Below are 16,361 nucleotides of genomic sequence, written 5' to 3' on the forward strand. Positions count from 1 at the left end.
ACGTAGAGCACCGGCTGCTTACCCTCCGAGCGCAGCAGCGACATCAGCTCCTCGGCCCGCCGCAGGACGTTGGCGTTGTAGGCGCCGCACAGTCCGCGGTCCGAGGAGACGACCAGCACCGCGGCCCGCTTCGGGTTCGCACGGGCCACCAGCAGCGGATGATCCAGCGCCGACTCCGCCGCCAGGTTGGTCAGCATGTGGGTGATCTCGTTGGAGTACGGACGCGCCGCCTCCACCCGCGCCTGCGCCTTGGCGATCCGCGACGTGGCGATCAGCTCCTGTGCCTTGGTGATCTTCTTGATCGCCCCGGCGGAGCGGATTCGCCCGCGTAGTTCGCGAAGTGTCGCTGCCATGGACCGCTACTTCTTCTTCGGAGCCGGCTTGCGGACCTGAACGGCTTCCTTCTCCACGTCGGCCTCGTCCATGGCGGCAACGTGGGCGTCGGGAATGACCGAGCTGCCGTCGGAGGTCGCGAAGCCCTTCTTGAAGTCGCCGACCAGCCTGTCGAGCCGATCCTGCGCCTCTTCACTGAGCTTCTCGCTCTCGCGGATGTCGTTGAGCACCTCCGGGTGGGCGGCCTTGATGTGCTCGAGGAACTCCGCTTCGCAACCGCCGACGTCGGCGACGGGCACCGAGTCCAGGTGACCCTTGGTACCGAGGAAGATCGCCACCACCTGCTCCTCGACCGCCAGCGGGCTGTACTGCGGCTGCTTGAGCAGCTCCACCAGCCGCGCGCCACGCTCGAGCTGGGCCTTGGACGTCTCGTCCAGGTCGGAGGCGAAGGCTGCGAAGGCCTCCAGCTCGCGGTACTGGGACAGATCCAGACGCAGCGAGCCGGCCACCTCCTTCATCGCCTTGATCTGGGCGGCGCCACCGACGCGGGACACCGAGACGCCGACGTTGATGGCCGGTCGCACGCCCTGGTTGAACAGGTCGGTCTCCAGGAAGCACTGGCCGTCGGTGATCGAGATGACGTTGGTCGGGATGTAGGCCGAGATGTCGTTGGCCTTCGTCTCGATGATCGGCAGGCCGGTCATCGATCCGCCACCGAGTTCATCGGAGAGCTTCGCGCAACGCTCCAGCAGCCGGGAGTGCAGATAGAACACGTCGCCGGGGTAGGCCTCGCGGCCCGGCGGGCGGCGCAGCAGCAGCGAGATGGCGCGGTAGGCCTCGGCCTGCTTGGTGAGGTCGTCGAACACGATCAGAACGTGCTTGCCGTCGTACATCCATTCCTGCGCGATGGCCGAACCGGTGTAGGGGGCAAGCCATTTGAAGCCGGCCGCATCCGAAGCGGGCGCGGCGACGATGGTGGTGTACTCCATCGCGCCACCGTCTTCCAGCGCCTGACGGACGCTGGCGATCGTGGTGCCCTTCTGGCCGACGGCGACGTAGACGCAGCGGACCTGCTTGTCCGGGTCGCCGGTCTCCCAGTTCTGCCGCTGGTTGAGGATGGTGTCGACACACACGGCGGTCTTGCCGGTCTTGCGGTCGCCGATGATGAGCTGACGCTGACCGCGGCCGATCGGGGTCATCGCGTCGATGGCCTTGATACCGGTCTGCAACGGTTCGGTGACGCCCTTGCGCTGCACCACCGAGGGCGCCTGCATCTCCAGGACGCGCCGGGCGCTGGCCGCGATCTCGCCGCGTCCGTCGATAGGCTGACCGAGCGGGTTGACCACGCGGCCCATGAAGGCGTCGCCCACGGGCACCGAGAGCACCTCACCGGTGCGCCGGACCTGCTGGCCCTGCTCGATCTTGTCGAACTCGCCAAGGACCACCGCGCCGATGCTGTGCTCATCGAGGTTCAGCGCAACACCGAGGATGCCGCCGGGGAACTCCAGCAGTTCCTGGGTCATCACCGAGGGCAGACCCTCGACGTGGGCGATACCGTCGCCGGCGTCGATGACGGTACCGATCTCCTCGCGACCCGTGCCCGCCTCGAAGCTCGAGACATAGCTCGCAATGGCACCTTCGATGTCGTTAGCGGAGATTGTCAACTCTGCCATGGCTTTTCGTCTTCCTCTTCGTCTACAAGAATTCGTGATCTTGGGGTGGTTCGTGGGACTAGTCGGGCAGCTTCGTCTGAGCTGCTGCCAGTCGGGCGGACAGCGTTCCGTCGATCACCTCGTCGCCGACCGCGACCGACAGGCCGCCCAGCAGCGCCGGATCGACATTCAGTTGCACTGATACCCGGTGGTGATAGATCCGGGTCAGCACCTCGGTCAGACGTCGGCGCTGGGTATCGGACAACTCTGCGGCGGCACCGACCTCGGCCACGATTTCGCCGCGGTGGGCAACGGCCAGTTCGGCGAGGTTCTGCACGGCTTCGTCGGCACGCTCACCGCGCAGCAGACCCACTGTCTGGGCCAACAGCGCGGCGGCGGTGGAGTTGCTCCCACTGGACCGTTCGAGCACGTTGCGCAGCAGGGAGACCCGCTGGGCGGCCGACTGCGAGAAGTCACCGAGCAGACTCGTCAGCCGCGGCTGGGTGTTGAGGACACGGCCGAACCGGAACAGCTGTTCGGCGACCTCGTCGGCCTGATTCTCCCGCTCGGCCCGCACCAGCAGCGCCAGCCGGGCGACATGCTCGATACCGTCGACCAGGTCACCGGTCCGCGACCACCGCACCGAGACAGCCGTATTGAGCAGCTCGAGGGTGCCGGCGCCGACCTTGCCGCCCAGCAGTCGCGACAGCATCTGTTGTTTGGCGGCCGCCTCGCCGGTGGCCTCGGCGAGGTGGCGGGCCAGGATCGGCTCGGTGAGCAGAAGTTCGTCCACCGATGTCAGTTCGTCGGCGAGAGTGGACAGCTCATCGGCGCTCAGCGATCCGGCCATCGCGTTGAAGCGATCGACGAGAGCGGTCTGCGCGTCGCGACTGGCCGACCGCATACCCGAGCCGCCGACCTCCGGTGCGAAGGCGGCGGGTGCCATCGCTTCCATCTCGTCGATGAACCGGTCCACGGTCGCTGATTGCGACTGCGGGTCGGACACATGCGCGCGGACCAGGTCAGCCGCCCGTCGCACCGAGTCGCTGCCGAGATCGCCCCGCAGCTGGCGGATCAGCTGGGCGCGCAACAGCGTCTCCTGCTGACCGCCCTGCACCGCGATCCGGTCGGCTTCGACATCGGCCTGGGCCCGAAGCTGCTCGGCGATGCGGACCGAGTCTGCGCGGGCCTCCTCGACGACGTGCCGGGCCTCGTCCCTGCCCTCTTGCACCCGCTGGGCATGGTGGGAGTCGGCTGCGGCCAGCCGCTGTGTCGCCGTGGCGCTGTCCGCAAGCTGGGTGCGCACGGCATCCTGCTGAGCGGCCATCAGCTTGCGCACCGGCGGCGCGACGTACTTCATGATGATCCCCACGATCACCGCGAAGCCGACGAGCTGTCCGATAAAGGTTGACATCTGGATTTACCGTCCCGTCGATACCGAGGAACCGGAGACGTCAACGCCGAGAACACGGCTGGCCAGGGTGGCCGACAGGGTCTCGGCCGATGCCCGCAGTTCCGGCGCGAGGGCGTCGCTCTGCAGCTTGAGTGCCTCGTTGGCCTCCTGCATCCGACCGGCGACCTCTTCATTGGCAACGGAACGCTTTCCGTCGATGACCGCGCGGCCCTCGGACCTCGCCTCGTCGCGGATTGCGGCGGCCTCCGTACGGCCGGCGCCCAACTCCCTGTTGTAATCGGCGTTGGCGGCAGTCTCCTGCTCGGTGGCCTTGCGGTTGTCCTCGGCGGTCTTGGCGATCATCCGCTCGCGCTCACCGAGCACCTTCTGGATCGGCGGCACGACAAACTTGCCGATCACGCCGAGCACTATCAAGAAGATGGCCAGCACGAAGAAGAAGGTGCCGTTGGGGATGAGGAAGTTGCTGGTGCCGCCACCTTCCTCAGCCGCCAACAGAGTGACGCTCACGTCCCCCATGGTGTTTAGGAGGCGCCGGGCGTGGCGAACACGAAGAGCGCCATGAACGCCAGGTTGATGAAGTACGCCGCCTCCACCAGACCGACGGTGATGAAGAACGGGGTGAACAGCCGGCCCTGTGCCTCGGGCTGGCGGGCGATGCCGGAGATCAGGGCATTGCCGGCGATACCGTCGCCGATACCGGCGCCGATGGCGCCGCCGCCCAGGATCAGTCCGCCGCCGATCAACGCGCCCGACACGATTGCGGGATCAACTGCTGCCATTACTTTCCTCCTTGGTGACTGGTAGGGGTCCTACCAGAGCTTGTGGTTATGCGGGTGGTCTAGTGGTGTGCTCAGTGATGTTCTTCGTCCAGTTCCATGGACTGGCTGAAGTACAGGATGGTCAGCAGGGCGAAGATGAACGCCTGGATCAGACCGACGAACAGATCGAAGGTTTTCCAGATCGCGTTGGGCGCCCACATGATGTACGGCGGGAACAGTGCGATCAGCGCGACCATGATGCCGCCGGCGAAAATATTGCCGAAAAGTCGCAGCGACAACGAGATCGGCTTGGCGATCTCCTCGACGAGGTTGATGGGCGCCAGGAACGCGACGTGACCCTTCAGAACCTTGATCGGGTGGCCGATGATGCCGCGCCGCCAGATACCGGCCGCGTGGTAGCAGATGAAGACGAACAGGGCGAGCGCCAGCACGAAGTTGATATCCGAGGCCGGGGGCTTGAGCAGCTCGTGGGTTTTCCCGTCGGCGGTGCTGTACTGCACCGGCAGCACAGATATCCAGTTGGCGACCAGAATGAAGATGAACAGGGCCACCGCCAGTGGCAAAACGAATGGCGCGACCTTCATTCCGATCGCCTGCTCGATCTGACCCCGCATCTGAGTGGTGATGGACACCCAGAACAGCTGCACACCGCTGGGAACTCCGGTCGAGGTGACCTTGGCCCGCAGGAAGAACGCCAGAGCCAAGGTGATGACGGCGGCCAGCGCGGTGGCATAGACGGTGTCGGTGTTGACGGTCATGCCCAACCAGGTGGCCGTCGTGTGGTGGCCGACCTCGATCGAACCCTCGGCGAGGATCTTTTCGGTCATAGTGCTCAATCCTTGGGTATCTCGGCGGGAATTGAGGCGGGATTCAACGAAGAACCCTCCGGAACGGACGCACCCTCGGGCGCGAAGTCCGGGTCACCGGTCCGGATCTTCTTCCAGACCGGGAGCGCAGTGGACAGCACGAGAACAACCTGGAACAGCGCCAACCCGAACACGACGCCGACTCCCAGCGGCCGGAAACCGAACGCAATGGCCAGCCCGATCGCGGTGATCACCAGCAGTCGGGTGGCCGAGTTCAGGGCCATCTTCTTCTTGAGGGGGTGGTCACCGGCAGTGATCGAGGCGACCGAACGCTGGACGAGCAGTGCGTTGATCAGGCCGAGCCCCAGGCCCAGGCCGAAGAAGACCCCGAACATGACGTATCCGGCCCACCCGGAGAGAGCGACGGCCAACGCGGTCAGCGCAGCGCACACCAGCAGCAGACGACCCGGTTGAAAGGCGACGGACGGCAACACCAACGGCGCTTCGTGCGCTGGCGTTGTCACAACGTCCACCCACTATCCAGTCAGACAGAAAGAGCCGCCGAATGGCGTTTCGCCAGCACGGTACCACATGGTAAACGGCACTAAATCGGCTACTACTTACGGTCGTACAGACTGTCCCGCAACAGCGTCAAATCCCTGTCCTCATCGTCGCCCGCAGGCCCCGGGCCGACCGCGGAGTCGCCGCGCAGCAGTGGGATGACGGTGACCACTCCGGCCACCACGAACGCCGCCAGCATGACTGCTCCGGCGTACCGCGGGTTGACGAAGATCGTGCTCGCCGCCCCCAGCGCCACCACTGACACCCATAGGTAGATGAGCAGCACCGCCCGACGATGCGAGTGCCCGATCTGCAGCAGGCGGTGGTGCAGGTGCATCTTGTCCGGGCTGAACGGACTGCGTCCGGCCCGGGTGCGCCGGACGATGGCCAGCAGCATGTCCAGGGCAGGCACGAAGACCACCGCAACCACCAGCAGGAACGGCGAGAGCAGGGCGAAGACGTCGCGGGCACCGTAGGCGCTCTGCGAGATCGGGCCGGCCGCGGTGGTCGAAGCGGCGGCCAGCATGAGCCCGACGAGCATCGAACCGGAGTCGCCCATGAAGATCCGGGCCGGATGGAAGTTGTGCGGTAGGAAACCCAGGCATACCCCGGCGAGCACCACCGAGATCACCGCCGGCGGATAGAACAGCACGTCGCCGCCGTGATCGCGCAGCAGTCCGACGGAGAAAATGCAGATGGACATCGCGGTGATCAGTCCCAGGCCGGCCGCCAGCCCGTCGAGTCCGTCGACGAAGTTCATCGCGTTGACGATGGCCACCGTCAGCGCCAGGGTCAGCAGGATCGAGGACGCCTGATCCAGGACGATGGTGCCCACACCGCCGAAGGGAATGTAGAGAACGCTCCAGGCCACCCCCATCGTGACCAGAACACTGGCCGCGGTGATCTGTCCGGCGAATTTGGTCAGCGCGTCCAGACCCCACCGGTCGTCGATCAGTCCGATGCCCATGATCAGGCCCCCGGCGATCACCACGGCGGGCATCCCCGACGAGTAGATGAATCCGCGGTTCAATGCCGGCAGCTGCGAGGCCAGGAATACCGCAGACACCACCCCGAGGTACATCGCGAGCCCGCCCATCCGGGGGGTGGGTGTGGAGTGGACGTCGCGTTCACGGGGGTAGGCCACCGCGCCGAGGCGGCGGGCCAGCACCCGCACCGCGCCGGTCGCGAAGTAGGTGACGATCGCAGCGGTCAGACCCACGAGCGCCAACTCCCGCAGGGGAACGCCGGCGCCCCTGTCGGAGAGCGCGAGCAGGGTGACCATCAGTTCAGACGGTACTACTGCACGACGTGGCGATCAGCCGGTCAGCGATGCGATGTCGACGCCGAGTACCCGGGCGACGTCCTGCGCGCTGACCGGACCCTCCCGCAGGACCCGCGGGTTGGCTGCGGTGAGATCGACGATCGTGGAGGCGGACTGCTGCTCGGCAGGGCCGCCGTCGAGGTAGACGTCGACCAGATCACCGAGCTGGCGCTGGGCGTCCGATGCCGTGGTGGCCGGGGGCTGACCGGAGATGTTGGCGCTCGACACCGCCATCGGGCCGGTCTCCTTCAACAGTTCGATCGCCACCGGGTGCAGCGGCATGCGCAGCATCACGGTGCCGCGGGCGTCGCCGAGATCCCACTGCAGCGACGGCGCCTGCTTGACCACCAGGCTGAGCGCACCCGGCCAGAACGCCCGGATCAGCTCGCGAGCCGCGTCCGGGACGGAGTACACCAATCCCTCGATGGTGTGCCAGGACCCCACCAGCACACCGACCGGCATATCCCGGCCACGCCCCTTGGCGCTGAGCAGGCGGGCCACGGCCTGGCTGTCGAACGCATCGGCGCCGAGTCCGTACACGGTGTCGGTGGGCAGCACCACCAGTCGCCCGCTCTTGACGGCGGAGACCGCCTCGGCGATGGCGCCGGCACGATTGGCCGGGTTGCGGCAGTCCAGCATCTGAGTCACGTCTGGTCCCCCTCCGGTGTCCGGGGTCGCCGACGGCCGGTCACGAACCGGGGCCGTCCGGCAAGATCGGTGTGCGGCACCACCTGGTCGAAGAGGCCGGTGGCGCCGATGGCATCGACCGTCGCCTCGGAGGTGGTGTCGTCATGTTCGACCGCCAGCAGACCGCCGGACTTGAGCCAGCTCGCCGCGCGCGCAACGAGTGGGACGATGACGGCCATCCCATCGGCGCCGCCGAAGACCGCGTGCGCCGGATCGTGCTCGGCGACTTCGGGTTCCAGGATGACACCGACGGGCACATAGGGCGGATTGGACACCACGAGGTCGACGGTACCGGCCAGATCCGGCAGAAGACCATCCTCGGCGACGTCGCCCTGCACCACTGACATGGTCGTCACGGCGGCATTACGCCGGGCGTAGTCCAACGCCGTCGGGTCGATGTCGACTCCGGTAACCCGAGCCCCGGGCCGGGACGCGGCCAGGGCGATGCCCAGCGCTCCGGACCCGGTGCAGACGTCGACGATCACCGCATCATCGGGGAGGTCCTGCGCCAGCGCCCACTCCAGCAGAGCCTCGGTCTCCGGACGCGGGATGAACACCCCCGGCCCGACCTCCAACCGCACCGACCCGAACGGGGCGGTGCCGGTGATGTGCTGCAGTGGAATTCGGCGCGCCCGCGTGCTGACCGCATCGCGGTACCGGCCGAAGAATTCCTCGGGTACATCGGCGAAGGACAGCCGGCCACGTTCGACGCCGAGAACGTGTGCGGCCAGTAACTCGGCATCATTTCGGGCCGAGTCGATTCCGGCCTGCCCGAGGGCGGTGGTTGCGGCCTCGATCGCCCGGCGAAGCCGTTGGCGGCTCATGCCTGCTGGAGTCGGGCTTGCTTATCGGCGGCGACCAGCGCGTCCAGTAGGTCGTCCATATCGCCGTCGAGCACCTGATCCAGGTTGTGTGCCTTGAAATTGATCCGGTGGTCGGCGATCCGGTTCTCCGGGAAGTTGTAGGTGCGGATGCGTTCGCTGCGGTCGACGGTACGAATCTGGCTGGCCCGGTCCGCCGAGGCTTCGGCGGAGGCCTGCTCCTCGGCAACCGCCTGCAGTCGGGCGGCCAGCACCTGCATGGCGCGGGCCTTGTTCTGCAGCTGCGACCGCTCGTTCTGACAGGTGACCACGATGCCGGTCGGCAGGTGCGTGATGCGCACCGCCGAGTCGGTGGTGTTGACGCCCTGGCCTCCCTTGCCCGACGACCGGTAGACATCGATGCGCAGATCGGAGTCGTCGATCTGAACCTGCTCGACTTCCTCGATCTCGGGGTAGACCAGTACGCCGGCGGCCGAAGTATGAACCCGCCCTTGGGATTCGGTGACCGGCACGCGCTGCACACGGTGCACGCCGCCCTCCCACTTCAACCGCGACCACACACCGTCGCTCACGTCACCCCTGCTGGCGATCGAGATGGTCGCTTCCTTGTAGCCGCCCAGATCGGAGAATGTCTCGTCGAGAACGGTCACCGTCCAGCCGTGTCGCTCGGCATAGCGGATGTACATCCGGGCCAGATCTGCGGCGAACAGTGCCGATTCTTCGCCACCCTCACCGGACTTGACCTCGAGCACCACGTCATCGCCGTCGTGCGGGTCTCGCGGGGCGAGCATGTCGGTGAGTTGGTCGTCGAGTTCGGCGACTCTGGCCTCGAGTTCGATGACCTCATCGGCGAACGAGGCGTCATCAGCCGCGAGTTCCCGGGCGGTGTCCAGATCACCACGGGCGGTTTCGAGTTTGCGGTAGGCGGAGACGATCGGCGCCAACTGTGCGAACCGCTTTCCGACGCGGCGCGCGTTTCCGGCGTCGCCGTGCAGTTCCGGGTCCGACAGTTGACGTTCCAAATCGGCATGCTCGGTGAGCACGGCTTCGATCGCATCAGCGGGAGCGCTCTGCGTCATCGTCCGTCCTCTCGGTGAGCCCTAAACGCAAACCGACGCCCGGCCTGTCGCGGAGCGCGACAGACGGGCGTCGGTGAAACAGCTACTCGCTGGGGGCCTCGGTGGCCTCAGCGGCATCGGGGCCGCCGGTGGTCTGCTTCGACCCGGGCCGCTTGCCGTAGCGCTTCTCGAAGCGGGCCACGCGACCGCCGCTGTCGAGGATCTTCTGCTTGCCGGTATAGAAGGGATGGCACTGGGAGCAGACCTCGACCGTGATGTGGCCGCTCTCCTTGGTGCTGCGGGTGGTGAAGCTGTTGCCACAGCCACACACCACGGTGGTCTCGCCGTAGGCGGGGTGAATACCGGTCTTCATGATTTCCTCTGCTGTTCGTGGTCGCCGGGTCGCCGAATGGAAATGGCGTGAACCGGTACCGAGGGGGTCTGGAACATTATGCCAGTTCGCCCGCCACCTGCCCAATTGCCTACCCGGGTGGGACCGCGAACCTGCCGGAAGCGCCTGACCGGGTCATCTCCGGTGTCAGTGGGCCGGGCCGGCCACCCGGTAGTCCCGTCCGTCGCGCCGCCACAGGGTGCCGTGCGGGATATGCGTTCCCTGCACGGTCAGTTGCCGTTTGACGATCTTGTTGGTCGCGGTGGCCGGGAGGTCCCCGGCGATCCACACGTACCGCGGCCAGGCCTTGGGCGAGAGATCCTGCTGGGCGGCCAGGAACCGGCCGAACTCCTCGGGCCCGAGTGCGGTGCCGTCGCGTAGCACCAGGGCCGCCATCACCGCATCACCGACCCGATCGTCGGGCACCGCGTAGACGGCTACCCGGCTGACCGGGTCCAGCCGGTTCAGAATCCGCTCGATCGGCGCGCACGTCAGATTCTCGCCGTCGACCCGCAGCCACTCCCCGGTTCGGCCGGCCAGGTAGATCCACCCGTCGGCGTCCCGGTAACCGAGGTCTCCGGACCAGTACATGCCGTGCCGCAGGCGCTCGCCGGTGGATTCGGGGTCGTTGTAGTAGCCGGAGAACAACCCGGCTCCGCCGGTGTTGACGATCTCGCCGATCGCCTCCTCGGCGTTGGCCAGAGCGCCCGTGGCGTCGAACACCGCGGGCGGACACTCGGTCAGCGTCTCGGAGTCGTAGATCGCGACACCGGGGAAGCCCCGTCCCACCGAACCCGACGGGCAGTCGCCGTCGCGGGTGATGATTACCGCGCCTTCGGTGGAGCCGAAACCATCCCAGACCGTGCAGCCGAAGCGGCGGGAGAACTCGGCGATATCGCGTTCGGTGGCCTCGTTACCGAATGCGACACGAAGCGGGTTGTCGTGGTCGTCGGATTGTTCGGCGGTGGCCAGTACGTAGGCCAACGGCTTACCGACGTAATTCATGTATGTCACGCCGTAGCGGCGCAGATCGCCGAGGAGTGCCGAGGCCGAGAACGTCGCCGGCGCCATGGCCGCTCCGGAGGACACCGCGACCGACCAACCGGCCATCAGAGCGTTGGAGTGGAACAGCGGCATCGACAGATAGCAGACGTCATCCGGTGTGATCGAAAACCGTTGGACCAGAGCGACGCCGGAAAACGGCACCATCATATGGGCGACCTGCACGGCCTTCGGTTCGCCGCTGGTTCCCGAGGTGAAGATCAACATGAAGGTGTCGGTCGGCCCAACCTCGCGGTGCACAGCGAGTTCCGGGGCGTCGTCGATCAGTTGCGCCCACGCGGGCGAGCCCACATCGAATACCTGCACGCCGGACAGGTCCAGTCCGTCCAGCAGTGCGCGGTGGTCGGCGTCGGTGAGCAGGATCTGGCAGTCGGCCCGGCCGATATCGCGGGCCAGCGCCTCGCCACGGCGGGTGTTGTTGACTCCGCACAGCACATAACCGCCGAGGCCGGCCGCAGCCATCGCGGTGAGCATCTCCGGACCGTTGGACAGCAGTGCGCCCACGTGCAGCGGGCGGGCCGGGTCGGCCAGCGAAATCAGGGCGGCAGCTTGGCTTTTCGCCTCATCGAGGTGCTCACGCCAGGTCCACACCCGGTCGCCGTACTTGACCGCGGGGGCGGGGTCGCCGAGGCGTTCGCGGAGCAACTGCTGGACGGTCTCGGCCATTTCAGGGCTGAGCCCGGCCGGCGAGAATCATCACGATGTCACGTATCGGGACGCGTATCTCTGTCCCAGCCCCCGCGCCATCCCCCGCTGCGAAATCGGCGTCGGTGGCGACCAGCCTGATACCGGCGAGTCGCTGCGCAGCGTTGAGCGGAAACCTCATGCCGGACAGTTTCGCGGCCGATTCAACCGCCGCGTCGACAGGCATCGGCCGGTCGATACCCAGCGGCACGGTGATGTCCTGGCCGTGGACCAGCAGTTCGATCAGAGGCTGTTGCACGCTGGTGCCGGGAACCTTCTTGCGGGAACCGGCCATACCGCTCAACGCCGCAGCGATCTCGGCCTGCGATCGACGGTCTTCGCGACCCAGTCGACGGATCATCGCGTCGAACCGGAAACCGGACTTGACCGCCTCACCGATCGCCCGCACCGGATGCATGTGCGAGTGGGTGAGGTGCGCGGCGACATCACGAACACGCCACCCGTCGCACAGCGACGGCGCCATCCACTGCTCGGCGCTCAAACTTTCGAGCAGACCGGCGAGCTCGACGCGCTGATCATCGACACAGCACCAGATCTCGTCGGTGTTCACCTGTCAGTCGGCGTCGGCCATACCCGGAGCGGTCTTGGAGACCTGAACCAGGAACTCGTAGTTGGTCTTGGTCTTGCGCAGCTGGCTCATCAGCAAGTCGATGGCCTGATGGCTGTCCAGACCGCTCAACACCCGACGCAACTTGTGCACGACCGCGAACTCATCGGTCGACAGCAGCAGTTCGTCCTTACGGGTGCCGGACGGATTCACGTCGACGGCCGGGAACACCCGGCGTTCGGCGATCTTTCGGTCCAGCTTGAGTTCGGCGTTGCCGGTGCCCTTGAACTCCTCGAAGATCACGGTGTCACCGGTGGAACCGGTCTCGACCATGGCGGTGGCAATGATGGTCAGCGAGCCGCCGTCCTCGATATTGCGGGCCGCGCCCAGGAAGCGCTTGGGCGGGTACAGCGCAGTCGAGTCGACGCCGCCGGACAGGATGCGACCTGACGCCGGGGAGGCGTTGTTGTACGCACGGCCCAGACGGGTGATCGAGTCGAGCAGCACAACGACGTCCTTGCCCTGCTCGACCAGCCGCTTGGCCCGTTCGATGGCCAACTCGGCGGCCTGGGTGTGGTCTGACGGCGGGCGGTCGAAGGTCGAGGCGATGACCTCACCCTTCACCGAGCGCTGCATATCGGTGACCTCTTCAGGCCGCTCATCGACGAGCACGACCATCAGATGGCACTCGGGGTTGTTCTTGGTGATCGCGTTGGCGATGTCCTGCATGATCGTGGTCTTACCGGCCTTGGGCGGCGAGACGATCAGCGCGCGCTGACCCTTGCCGATCGGCATGATCAGGTCGATGACACGAGTGGTGAGCCGCTCGGGAGTGGTCTCCAGACGCAGCCGCTGATTCGGGTACAGCGGGGTGAGCTTGCTGAACTCCGGCCGGTTGCGAGCGGCCTCGACCGGACCGCCGTTGACGCTGTCCAGCCGCACCAGCGGGTTGAACTTCTGGCGCTGGTTCTGACTGTTCGGGTCCCCACCGTCGCGCGGGACGCGGACCGCACCGGTGACGGCGTCACCGCGGCGCAGGCCGTTCTTGCGGACCAGATTCATCGAGACGTAGACGTCGTTGGGTCCGGCCAGGTAGCCGGAGGTGCGCACGAACGCGTAGTTGTCGAGCACATCAAGGATTCCGGCCACCGGCTGAATGACATCGTCCTCGCGCAGCTCGGTCTCGCCGCCCTGTCCACCGCCCTCCATGCCGCCGCGCTCACCGCGCCGGCGGCGGTCACGGAACCGGCGCCCGCGGCGGCCACCGGGCCCGTCGTCGTCCCGGTTCTGCTGATCGCCGCCGCCCTGCCCGCCGCCGCGGTTCTCGTTGCGGTTCTGGTTCCCGTTGCGGCCGTCTTCGCTGCCGCCCTCGCGGGCAGGCCGCTCACGGCGACGCTCGGTTGGGCTCTCGGTGGTCGTTTCGGCACCAGCCGCTGCGGACTCACCATCAGAACGCTCCGGGGCCTTCTCGACAACCTTCGGCGCGTCAGTCTCCGGAGCCTTGTCGGTGCGGGCCTTGCGCTCGGCACCTCCGCTGCTACCGCCGCGGGTCTCGGTGATGGCGGCGATCAGATCGCCCTTGCGCATCCCGGATGTTCCCTTGACGCCGACCTGACTGGCCAGTGCGCGCAGTTCGGGCAGCACCATGGTGGCCAGCGATCCGTCCGTATCAGTCACGGATTTCCTTTCTTCCCCCGCGGCCGTGAAATTCGCGGGGTTTCCGGCACTCAGCCGATTCGCTGAATGCGAAGTCTTACCGTCATCGGTGCCGAAGCCGGGTGAGGGGGGCAGCCCGGGGGCCGACCGTCATTCCACTGCTTTGAGTACACGCGATTGTGGTGGTTGTCCGCTTGGATGTCACTCGAGTGACGGTGCAGGTGCACACGATGCAGTGACCGGACGTCCCTGAGGATAGCCGCCTTTGAGAACCGAAGCAAGAAAGCTCAACCCTGCAGAGCCCGGGTCACCGTTGTGACACCTGCGCTCCAGCGTACCGGCTCGCCGACCGACATCTCACTGATGGCAAACCCCTGGGTGGCGCCGCACTCGAGCGCCTCACCGGGCAACGCGTCTCCCGCTGTGAGCGCCAGCACCGACGGACCGGCGCCGGAGAGCACCGCCGGAACACCGCAATGCCGCATGAGCTGCATCAATTCCGCCGAAGCCGGCATCGACGCCGCCCGCTGCGGCTGGTGCAGCACATCCTCGGTGGCCTGCATCAACAGATCCGGCCGCTCGGTGAGGGCGACCACCAGCAAAGCGGCACGACTGAGGTTGAACCGGGCGTCGGTGTGGCTCACCTGGGCCGGCAGCAGGACCCGCGCCTCCGCGGTGGATGACCGCACCTGGGGTATCGCCGCGAAGATCCGGATGTCTGGATGCAAGCTCAGCCGGGCGGCGCCGTAGCGCGGCTGCGCGTCGTCGTGTTCGGTCCATGACACCACGGCACCGCCGAGGACAGAAGCGGACGCATTGTCGGGATGACCCTCGAACTCGGACGACAGCTGAACCAGCTGATCGATGCTCAACGGCTGGCGATCTACTTGCGTCACAAGGGAATTGGCTAGCGCAAGACCGCCCACTACCGCTGATGCAGAGGACCCCAGACCGCGCGAGTGTGGAATTGTGTTGCGGCAGCGCAGGATCAAGCCGTCGGCGCGGCAGCCGGCCGCAGCCAGGCCGCGCTGCAGAGCCGCAACCACCAGATGATCACTATCGTCGGAGACCTGGCCGGCGCCCTCCCCCTCGACCTCGACGACCAGTCCGCCGCCGGAGGTCTGCACCGTCAATTCGTCGTAGCGACCAAGCGCAATCCCGATGCTGTCGAAGCCAGGCCCCAGATTCGCACTGGAGGCGGCCACCGAGGCGCTGCCGGTCAGCCCGGAGGGCAGGGTCAGGGTCATCGCCGGCACATCCGCGCTACCCGAGGCCCAATGCGGCGACCACCGCACCCGGTTCCACCGGCAGCGCGGTCACGGCGGGGACGTCCCGCAGCGCGGTATCGGGGTCTTTGAGTCCGTGGCCGGTGACGGTGCACACCACGGTCGATCCGCGTTGAACCCAGCCGTCCTCGGCCGCCTTGAGCAATCCTGCGACGCTCGCGGCCGACGCCGGCTCGACGAACACACCTTCGTCCCGGGCGAGCAGATGGTAGGCGGCCAGCAGCTCATCGTCGGTGGCGGACAAGAACTTTCCGCCGGATTCATCCTTGGCCGCCATGGCGCCGTCCCAGGAGGCGGGCGCTCCGATCCGGATTGCGGTGGCAAGGGTCTCCGGATGGCTGACCGGATGGCCCAGTACCAGCGGCGCGGCACCGGCAGCCTGCGTACCGAGCATCCGGGGCAGCTTGTCGATGGTGCCGTCGCGGTGGTACTCGGTGTAACCCTTCCAATACGCGGTGATGTTGCCGGCGTTGCCGACCGGCAGGGCGTGCACATCTGGGGCGGTTCCCAGGGCGTCGACGATCTCGAACGCCGCGGTCTTCTGACCCTCGATGCGCACCGGGTTGACACTATTGACCAGTGAGATGGTCGGGTAGTCCGCGGTGAGCTTGCGGGCCAGTTCCAGGCAGTCGTCGAAGTTGCCGTCGACCTGGATGATCTTGGCGCCGTGCATCACCGCCTGTGCCAGCTTGCCCATCGCGATCTTGCCCTGCGGGATGAGCACCGCGCAGGTGATCCCCGCCCTGGCCGCGTAGGCCGCCGCCGATGCGGAGGTGTTACCGGTCGATGCGCACAACACCGCTTTCTGCCCGCGAGCGACCGCCTCGGTAACGGCCATGGTCATCCCGCGGTCCTTGAACGACCCGGTCGGGTTGAGTCCCTCGACCTTGAGATGCACTGTGCAGCCGGTCTTCTCGGACAACCGCGGAGCGAAGACCAGGGGCGTACCACCCTCCAACAGGGTGACCGGTGTCCAGTCGGCGGCCATCGGCAGCCGGCTGCGGTAGGCCTCAATGAGTCCCGGCCACGGGGTATGGACCTTGGTATCGCTCACTGCTAGTCCGTCCCTTCCAGTCGCAGCACGCTGTCGACCTTCTGCATGACCTCCAGACCAGACAATGCGGCGACCGTCTCGGACAGCGCAGCATCGGTCGCGCGGTGGGTTACCACGACAATCCGCGCGCCGATCGGCTTACCGCCTTCGTCGGCGATCCCCTCCTGGCGTACTTCTGCGATGCTGACCTCGCGCTTGCCGAATTCGGCTGCGACAGCAGACAACACA

17 protein-coding genes and 1 pseudogene are annotated in these 16,361 nt (G+C 66.8%); all 18 read right to left on the reverse strand.

All coding sequences use genetic code 11. The features are described 5' to 3' along the window. A partial coding sequence (locus ACR2JI_RS00995) for a F0F1 ATP synthase subunit gamma (protein ID WP_526387088.1) occupies positions 1-353 on the reverse strand: 353 nt, incomplete at its 3' end. 6 nt (positions 354-359) lie between these two features. Further along, positions 360-2,006 (reverse strand): F0F1 ATP synthase subunit alpha, encoded by a 1,647-nt coding sequence (gene atpA, locus ACR2JI_RS01000; RefSeq protein ID WP_526387090.1) that lies wholly within the window; start codon positions 2,004-2,006, stop codon positions 360-362. 58 nt (positions 2,007-2,064) lie between these two features. Continuing rightward, positions 2,065-3,399 carry a F0F1 ATP synthase subunit B/delta gene (locus ACR2JI_RS01005; RefSeq protein ID WP_526387092.1) on the reverse strand — a complete coding sequence of 445 codons (1,335 nt, stop codon included), beginning with the start codon at positions 3,397-3,399 and terminating at the stop codon, positions 2,065-2,067. A 6-nt stretch (positions 3,400-3,405) separates the two neighbouring features. Next, a complete protein-coding gene (locus ACR2JI_RS01010; protein ID WP_526387094.1) occupies positions 3,406-3,915 on the reverse strand; it encodes a F0F1 ATP synthase subunit B in 510 nt (169 codons plus the stop codon). 5 nt (positions 3,916-3,920) lie between these two features. After that, positions 3,921-4,178 (reverse strand): F0F1 ATP synthase subunit C, encoded by a 258-nt coding sequence (locus ACR2JI_RS01015; RefSeq protein ID WP_526269171.1) that lies wholly within the window; start codon positions 4,176-4,178, stop codon positions 3,921-3,923. Between the two features lie 71 nt (positions 4,179-4,249). Next, entirely contained in the window at positions 4,250-5,005 is a 756-nt protein-coding gene (atpB, locus tag ACR2JI_RS01020; RefSeq protein ID WP_526387096.1) for a F0F1 ATP synthase subunit A, read from the reverse strand. 5 nt (positions 5,006-5,010) lie between these two features. Beyond that, positions 5,011-5,508: an ATP synthase subunit I gene (locus ACR2JI_RS01025; RefSeq protein WP_526387098.1), complete on the reverse strand. Its 498-nt coding sequence runs from the start codon at positions 5,506-5,508 to the stop codon at positions 5,011-5,013. Between the two features lie 92 nt (positions 5,509-5,600). After that, the gene (locus ACR2JI_RS01030; RefSeq protein WP_526387100.1) at positions 5,601-6,827 is read right to left on the reverse strand and encodes a glycosyltransferase family 4 protein; all 1,227 of its coding nucleotides are present in this window, start codon (positions 6,825-6,827) and stop codon (positions 5,601-5,603) included. Positions 6,828-6,860: 33 nt separating this feature from the next. Next, entirely contained in the window at positions 6,861-7,505 is a 645-nt protein-coding gene (locus ACR2JI_RS01035; RefSeq protein WP_526387116.1) for an L-threonylcarbamoyladenylate synthase, read from the reverse strand. A 5-nt stretch (positions 7,506-7,510) separates the two neighbouring features. Beyond that, positions 7,511-8,377 (reverse strand): peptide chain release factor N(5)-glutamine methyltransferase, encoded by an 867-nt coding sequence (prmC, locus tag ACR2JI_RS01040; protein ID WP_526387102.1) that lies wholly within the window; start codon positions 8,375-8,377, stop codon positions 7,511-7,513. After that, positions 8,374-9,453 (reverse strand): peptide chain release factor 1, encoded by a 1,080-nt coding sequence (prfA, locus tag ACR2JI_RS01045; protein ID WP_526387104.1) that lies wholly within the window; start codon positions 9,451-9,453, stop codon positions 8,374-8,376. Before prfA ends, prmC begins: the two co-directional genes overlap by 4 nt. Positions 9,454-9,535: 82 nt before the next feature. Next, on the reverse strand, positions 9,536-9,805 hold the full coding sequence (gene rpmE / locus ACR2JI_RS01050) for a 50S ribosomal protein L31 (RefSeq protein WP_526387106.1): 270 nt from the start codon (positions 9,803-9,805) through the stop codon (positions 9,536-9,538). 165 nt (positions 9,806-9,970) lie between these two features. Then, positions 9,971-11,551, reverse strand: a complete 1,581-nt coding sequence (gene fadD1, locus ACR2JI_RS01055; RefSeq protein WP_526387108.1) for a fatty-acid--CoA ligase FadD1 — start codon at positions 11,549-11,551, stop codon at positions 9,971-9,973. Between the two features lies 1 nt (position 11,552). Then, positions 11,553-12,140 carry a maleylpyruvate isomerase family mycothiol-dependent enzyme gene (locus ACR2JI_RS01060; protein ID WP_526387110.1) on the reverse strand — a complete coding sequence of 196 codons (588 nt, stop codon included), beginning with the start codon at positions 12,138-12,140 and terminating at the stop codon, positions 11,553-11,555. 3 nt (positions 12,141-12,143) lie between these two features. Then, complete coding sequence (rho, locus tag ACR2JI_RS01065) at positions 12,144-13,868, reverse strand: transcription termination factor Rho (RefSeq protein WP_526387119.1); 1,725 nt, start codon at positions 13,866-13,868, stop codon at positions 12,144-12,146. Between the two features lie 212 nt (positions 13,869-14,080). Next, on the reverse strand, positions 14,081-15,040 hold the full coding sequence (gene thrB, locus ACR2JI_RS01070) for a homoserine kinase (protein WP_526387112.1): 960 nt from the start codon (positions 15,038-15,040) through the stop codon (positions 14,081-14,083). Positions 15,041-15,056: 16 nt separating this feature from the next. Continuing rightward, positions 15,057-16,133, reverse strand: a complete 1,077-nt coding sequence (gene thrC / locus ACR2JI_RS01075) for a threonine synthase (RefSeq protein WP_526387114.1) — start codon at positions 16,131-16,133, stop codon at positions 15,057-15,059. Positions 16,134-16,135: 2 nt separating this feature from the next. Next, a pseudogene (locus ACR2JI_RS01080) lies at positions 16,136-16,361 on the reverse strand (homoserine dehydrogenase); the annotation flags it as partial.

The organism is Mycobacterium sp., assembly GCF_051006775.1.
Taxonomy (GTDB): Bacteria; Actinomycetota; Actinomycetes; order Mycobacteriales; family Mycobacteriaceae; genus Mycobacterium.